At 69.1% G+C, this 6,256-nt stretch carries 4 protein-coding genes; all 4 read right to left on the bottom strand.

Annotated features, from left to right (window positions below; genetic code table 11):
• The coding region (locus ABCR83_RS28695) for a Tn3 family transposase (RefSeq protein ID WP_462698136.1) at positions 1 to 2,390 on the bottom strand (2,390 nt) is incomplete at its 3' end.
• 167 nt (positions 2,391 to 2,557) lie between these two features.
• Entirely contained in the window at positions 2,558 to 3,391 is an 834-nt protein-coding gene (gene lepB, locus ABCR83_RS28690; protein ID WP_462698135.1) for a signal peptidase I, read from the bottom strand.
• Positions 3,392 to 3,437: 46 nt separating this feature from the next.
• The gene (locus ABCR83_RS28685) at positions 3,438 to 4,649 is read right to left on the bottom strand and encodes a DUF2786 domain-containing protein (protein ID WP_462698134.1); all 1,212 of its coding nucleotides are present in this window, start codon (positions 4,647 to 4,649) and stop codon (positions 3,438 to 3,440) included.
• A 118-nt stretch (positions 4,650 to 4,767) separates the two neighbouring features.
• Entirely contained in the window at positions 4,768 to 6,039 is a 1,272-nt protein-coding gene (locus ABCR83_RS28680; RefSeq protein ID WP_462698133.1) for a L,D-transpeptidase, read from the bottom strand.
• Between the last annotated feature and the right edge of the window lie 217 nt (positions 6,040 to 6,256).

Below are 6,256 nucleotides of genomic sequence, written 5' to 3'. Positions count from 1 at the left end.
CCCACTTTGCCGCCCCTCTGAGCTAACGGGGCGTGAGGTGTCCAGGTAACAACATCGCCGTGGGTGTCGGTGTACTGCCGGTCCACCTCCATGTCGGTGCAGTGCCGCAGCACGCCCTCGATCATCGAGGCGACCTCGGAGGCCGAACACGACTTGAGCTGGGAGTAGATACACACCGACTTCCGCTCGACGTGCCAGTAGATCATCACGCCGGGGCCGCGGTAGCGCTGGTGCCACTCGGTCATCAGGTTGGAAGACCAGGCGCCGAACTTGCGGCTGTCGGAGGCGCACGCGGTGCCGGTGCCCCACCACATCTCATCCCGGACGGCGAAGGTGGCGTTCACCAGCTTGCGCAGGGCCGCACGCATGTTGGCGCGGTTGACGAACAGGTGCCGCACCCGCCGCAAGGTCGCTTCGCTCTCGCCGTGCTTGCCGGTCACCGCGACCCGCTTAATGCCCATGTTCGTGCCCAGCCCGAACAGCACCAGCAGCAGGCGGCGCCGCAGCACGTCCTTGGACAGGTTCTCTCTGGTGGCCACCGAGGTGAACTCGGCGATGAAGTCGGTGTCGAACTCGGCGTACTTCAGGATGTCCAGCAGGTCGATGGTGCCCCAGCGCCGCTCGATCTCGCCCTTGACCGCCACCAGGCTCTCCGGCTCCTCCTGCTTCGCCCGAGGGGAGACCCTGATCCACGGCTCGCCGTGCTTCTTGACGATCGCCACCCCGCCCGTCGTGCCCTCCGCCAACGCGCGGTCGAAGCGGTCCAGCGAGGTGCGGAGCTTGCCTTGCAGGGCGGCGATGAACTCCCTGGCGTCCTGCGGCTGGCCCAGCGCGGCGTAGTGCACGTCCCGGTTGTCCTCGAAGTCGGCGGGCAGGTCGTCCTCCGGGTTGCGCCACCGGTTCGCCCCCACCACCCAGATCTCCCGCCGGCGCACCGCGTCCCGCAGCGCGACCAGCACGCACAGCTCGTACGGGATGCGCTCGACCCGCCCCTTGTCGTCCACCGCTGCCGCCCGCCACTGATCCGGCACCACCCCCGCCAATGGCACGCTCTCCGCCGGATCGAAGAACGCCCCCTCCTTCAACGGCTGGTCCAGGTAGCGCTGAAGCAGGTCGATCGCGTCCATCACCGGCCGGTACGCGGTGTTGTTGCACTTCAGCTCCAACGCGCCCAGCAGCGGCGAGAGCATCCGCCGCCAGTGCGCCGAGTACGAGGAGCGCAGTACCGTACGGACCCGGGCCTTGTAGCGGGCCTCGTTGGCCGCGGCCTCCGCCGCCAGGGCCTTCAGCGTCTTCTCCCCGCCGACCACCGGGTAGATCACCCGCCGTACCGTGCCGGACGGCTCGGACAGCGCCGCCTCCGCGACCCGCAGGAGCATGCCCTCCTTGCCCCGGATCTTCTTAAGCTCGGCGTTCAGCTCCTTGTCGACCTTCCGTTCCGCCCTCGTGTTGATCTTCAGCACGAGCTGGATGAACAGGTCCACCAGCGAGTCGGTGATCTCCGTCTGCCGCACATGGCACAACGCGGCCAGCAGCGTCAGGCGCCGGGGCGGCTTCATCCGCTCCAGGTTCGCCGGGTACTCCTTCGATGCCCGCGCCCGCCACGCGTCCACCAGCTTCTCCGACACGTCCGCGAACAGGTCCGCGGGCAGCTCCAGCCGCCTCACGCGCTGGAGCTTGTTCACCTCCGCCAGCAGGCTCTCCAACCCCGGGGCGCCCGGGTCGGTCTTCAGCTCGGCGAAGTGCGAACGCCCGCCGCCCGCCACCGGGCCCTCACTGTCCGCTTCCTCGGCCGCCCCTTCCTCGCTGCTGGCGACCAGGTCCTCCAGGCGCGAGCGGGTCGTGTGCGAGAGCCGCTCCACCCTGCTGCGGCAGAACTGGGCCTCGAAGTCCTTGACTGCCTTGCCCACCAACCGCCCGACCTGCCCCGGGGCCGGCGGCTCGACGTGATCGTTACGACACCGGGCCACCACTGCCGCCGCCAGCCGATCCCGCGACAACTCCACCGGACACAACTCAGCGGCCAGCCACTCGGCCAGCCGCTCCTGGTCCTCCTCGGTGATAGCCCGGAACCCGTACGCCGCCCGGATCTCTCCCCGGTGACGCTGAACCGTCTTGCCCTGCCAGTCGTAGGCGGCCCATGCCTCCGCTGGCACCTTCACCTGCTGAGCCACGTACTCCACCGCAGCAGCAGGCATCTCCTTGACCGTCTCGGGGAACCGAGCTTCCACCTCGAAGAACTTCAGCAGCATCGCGAACCCCAACCGGTTCGCCCCCGACTTGTTCCGTAACCGATTCATGTCGTCTTCGAGCAGCGTCCAGACCTCGATCAGGTCCTCTGGTTCCCAGTCCTGCCGCACCCGTACTCCCTCGCCAACCAGTTGGATCACCACAGCGTGGCGACCGAGCACCAGCCAGAACGTCAGAAGATCGGGACTGTTGCCAGACGGTTACGGAGCGCTACATGTCTGTTCGCCGTAGCTATACGAGAACAGGGCCGGCGAGCGCGTTCGTGGCGCCGTTCCGCCGGGGCCGGGGGCGACGCCAGGGGCGTACTTTACGCCGATGGCTTCGGGCGGGAGCCCGCCCGCTTCCGCCTGCGCAGCAGGACCAGTGGAACGGCCCCCACCAGGCCCAGCGCCCCCGGCGCCACGGCCGCCGTCGCGCTGATGCCCGGCTGGTCGAAGGTGCCGGGGACCGGCAGGGTGTTCCAGCGGTTGAGCGGCCAGGCGATCACCACCGCGCGGCCCACCACGTTCTTCTCCGGCACCATGCCGCCGCCGGGCTGGTTCCGGTGGTAGCGGGAGTCCGAGGAGTTCTGCCGGTGATCGCCCATCACCCAGAGGCGGCCGCTGGGCACGGTGACCTTGAACTGCCCCTCCGGGTCCGGGCTGCAGGCCGTGTTGCCGGGGTAGACATAGGGCTCGTCCAGCGGCTTGCCATTGACCTTCAGCGGTCCGGTGCCCTTGCATTCCACGGTGTCGCCGCCGACCCCGATGACCCGCTTGATCAGGTCCTTCTCGCTGGCGGACGGCATCAGGCCGATAAAGCTGAGCGCCTTTTGGACCACATTCTGCTGCGAGGGCTGATCCGGCAGCCAGTCGCCCGGGTCATGGAAGACGACGACTTCGCCCCGCTCGGGCTTCGATCCGAACCATGGCGTCAGCTTGTCGACCAGTACCCGGTCACCCCGCTGAAGGGTGTCCTGCATCGAATCCGAGGGGATCGAAAACGCCTGCAGCAGAAAGGTCTTAATCAGCAGGGCGAGCACCAGTGCCACGCCTATCAGGATCGGCAGTTCCTTCCAGAAGGAACGCTGTTTCCGCTCCGCCCGCTTCTTCTCCGCCCGGGTCTTCTCCGGCTCCGCGCTGGTCGTCAGATCCCCCACCATCGAACTCCTTTGTTCCGTGATTCATGAGTCGGCATGATCCGGCGGGTCAGGCCTGCCGCAGCCGTGCCGTGTCCGCGGCCCGGACGCCATGCGCCCAGCCCTCCGCATCCCGCCCCTTGAGGCGGTGCGCGGTGGTTTCCGGGAAGAGCCGTTCCGCCGTCTCGCCGACCGCCGCCTCGCGGGCGGCCAGCACCGGCAGCACCTCCGGGCGGCCTTCCGGGACGGTGGCGTCCTGTGCCGCCGCGGCGAGACGGTCGCCGATCCGGCCCGCGTAGGCGATGAGGAACGATTCCCGGAAGTCACGGGTGCGCCGGGAGCCACCGCTGTGATGCCGGTCGGCGGCGCCGTGCATGGCGGTGGTGGCCTGGACGAGGAGCGAGGTGTACATCAACTCGACCAGTTCCAGATCGGTTTCAAAGCCGATGACCGTGGAAAAGGCGTACTCGGCCGACCAGACGGCCCGGCAGTGGCCGGCGGTGGCCACCGCGTCCAGGAGCAGAGCCTTGGCGGATTCATACGGGCCCTCGACACCGATCCGGCAGGCCGTCGGTCCGGCCACCGGCTGCTGGGCGGCGGCGGACAGCAGCGCCTCGTCGAGCGAGTGCCGGGCCATCAGCTCCTGGGCCTTCGCGGAGAGCGCCTCCGCCTCCTCGGCGAAGCCGGTGGACTCGGCCTTGGCCAGCAGCGCCCGGATCCGGGCCAGCGTCCTGGGTTCGACGGCGGCCACCGACGCCGCCGCCCCGGCCGCCCCGGGCAGTGGGCCCACCGCGTCGATCCGCGGCAGGCCGTCGACCAGCCGGAGCGCACCGAGTGCGCAGACGGCCGTCTCAAAACGGCTCAACCGCTCGCGGTGGGCGAACAGTTCGAGGTCGAGCGGCTCGCCGCGCAGCGCGCCCAGCTGCGCCGACCAGCGGGCGCCAAGGGTGTCCGGAGCGTAGCGGCGCGCTTCGGCGGTGATGGCGTCGGCACCGAACCGGGCCTCGGCGGCGGTCAGCCGGCGCTGGGCGAGCCGGAGCACATCGGCGGGCTGCCAGCCGCGCTCCCAGGCGCGCCGCAGGGTCTCCTCGGCGACCCGCAGCACCGCGCGGGCGACGGCCGGCCAGCCGGCCGGGGCGGCGGCCAGCGTGGAGGCGGCGGCATAGAGCGCGTCATCGAGGGCGGGCGCGGGGACGGTGCGCAGACCGCGCAGGGCGGTCCGGACGGTCTCCAGGAGCTCGGCCTCGACGGGCTGGTCCTGCTGGTTGCTGCGCTTGGCCACGGTCTTTCTTCCTTCGGCCTTCCTTCGGCGTACGCCCGTGCGGTGGAACATGCCGCCGGGCGGCGGCCCACACTTCAGTGTCGGCCGCCGCCCGGCGGAGGGGGATCGGGGGGGTGGATCAGGCGCCCGTCGCGCTGCCCTTGACCCACTCGCTCCAGGACATGTTCCAGCCGTTGAGGCCGTTGCTCGGCTGGATCGTCTTCTCGTCGGAGTTCTTCACGATGACGACATCGCCGAGGATCGACTGCTTGAAGAACCAGGCGCCCGGCGTGGACGGGTCGCCGGCGCCCCGCGCGTCCTCGAGGCCCACACAGCCATGGCTGGTGTTCGAGTTGCCGAAGACGCCGCTGCCCCAGTAGTTGCCGTGGATGAAGGTGCCCGAGGTGGACAGGCGCATGGCGTGCGGCACATCCGGGATGTCGTACTCGCCCTTGCCGTCGGACTTGGAGAAGCCGACGGTGGAGCCGTTCATCCGGGTCTCGGTGAACTTCTCGGAGATCACCATCTGGCCGTTGTAGGTGGGGTTGTCCGGGCTGCCGGCCGAGATCGGGATGGTCTTGAGGACCTTGCCGTCCCGCGTCACGGTCATCTGGTGGGTCTTGGCGTCGACCGTGGAGACCTGGGAGCGGCCGATGTTGAACTTGACCGTCTTCTTCTGGACGCCCTTGATGCCCGGGGCGGCCTCGACGCCGTCCAGGTTCATCTTCAGGGTGACCTCGGAGTTGGCCTTCCAGTAGTCCTGGGGGCGGAAGTCGAGGCGCTGTTCGTCGAACCAGTGGCCGACCACCTTCTGGCCGCTGTTGGAGGTGACCTCCAGATGCGACTGAACGGCCTTACGGTCCTTGACCGGCTTGTCGAACTCAATGGACACCGGCATGCCGACGCCGACGGTCGAGCCGGCCTCCGGCGTGAAGGAGCCGATGAAGCTGTTGTCCGGCGAGACGGTGGAGAAGGAGGAGTTCTCGACGGCCTTGCGGCCCTGGTCGTCCTTGGCCTCGGCGATGATCTTGTACTTGGAGGAGCGCTCGAGGTTCTGCTTGGGCTTCCAGGACTTCTTGTCCGCGGCGATCGAACCCTCGACCGGGGTGCCCTTGTCGTTCGTCATCTTGACGTCGGTGAGCTCGCCGTCACTGACCGTGACCTGGGCGGCGTCGGCGGTGATGCCCGCATTGGCGGTGCCGCTCTTGGGCGCGATCTTGATCTGCGCCTTGGAGGCGTCCTTGGCGGCCGCGGCGTCCACCTTGCTCTGCGACTTGTCCTTGCCGGAGTCGTCCTTGCCGTTGTCGTCGCCGCCACCGCAGGCGGCGAGGGTGAGGACACCGCCCAGCACGGCGGCCGCGGCCACCAGGCCCTTGCGGCGCTTGCCGTCCTTCATCACACGCTTCTCCATTGCTCCTGGACCCCGGAATCCCCGAACCGGGCCGTTGGGCGCACGAATCCCGGTTACGCCTAGGGAACGCCTGGGCCCTTTGGCCCGTTCCACCCCCGCGAAAAGTGTGGGGAAGACCACCCAGTAAAGACCCTTGGGGCATCCCGGCCCAAGCCGGGGTCCCGGTACGGGGCGCGCGCCTTTGACTTCCCACTGACTTCCCACCGGCGCGCACATG

The sequence above is a fragment of the Streptomyces xingningensis genome, from assembly GCF_054957865.1.
Note: the sequence above shows the minus strand (reverse complement) of the source record. Positions and strands in the feature narration are given on the sequence as shown.

Coding starts and splice junctions, on each gene's coding strand:
- lepB (WP_462698135.1), bottom strand. CDS start 3,391: ATGGTGGGGGATCTGACGACCAGCGCGGAGCCGGAGAAGACCCGGGCG.
- ABCR83_RS28680 (WP_462698133.1), bottom strand. CDS start 6,039: ATGGAGAAGCGTGTGATGAAGGACGGCAAGCGCCGCAAGGGCCTGGTG.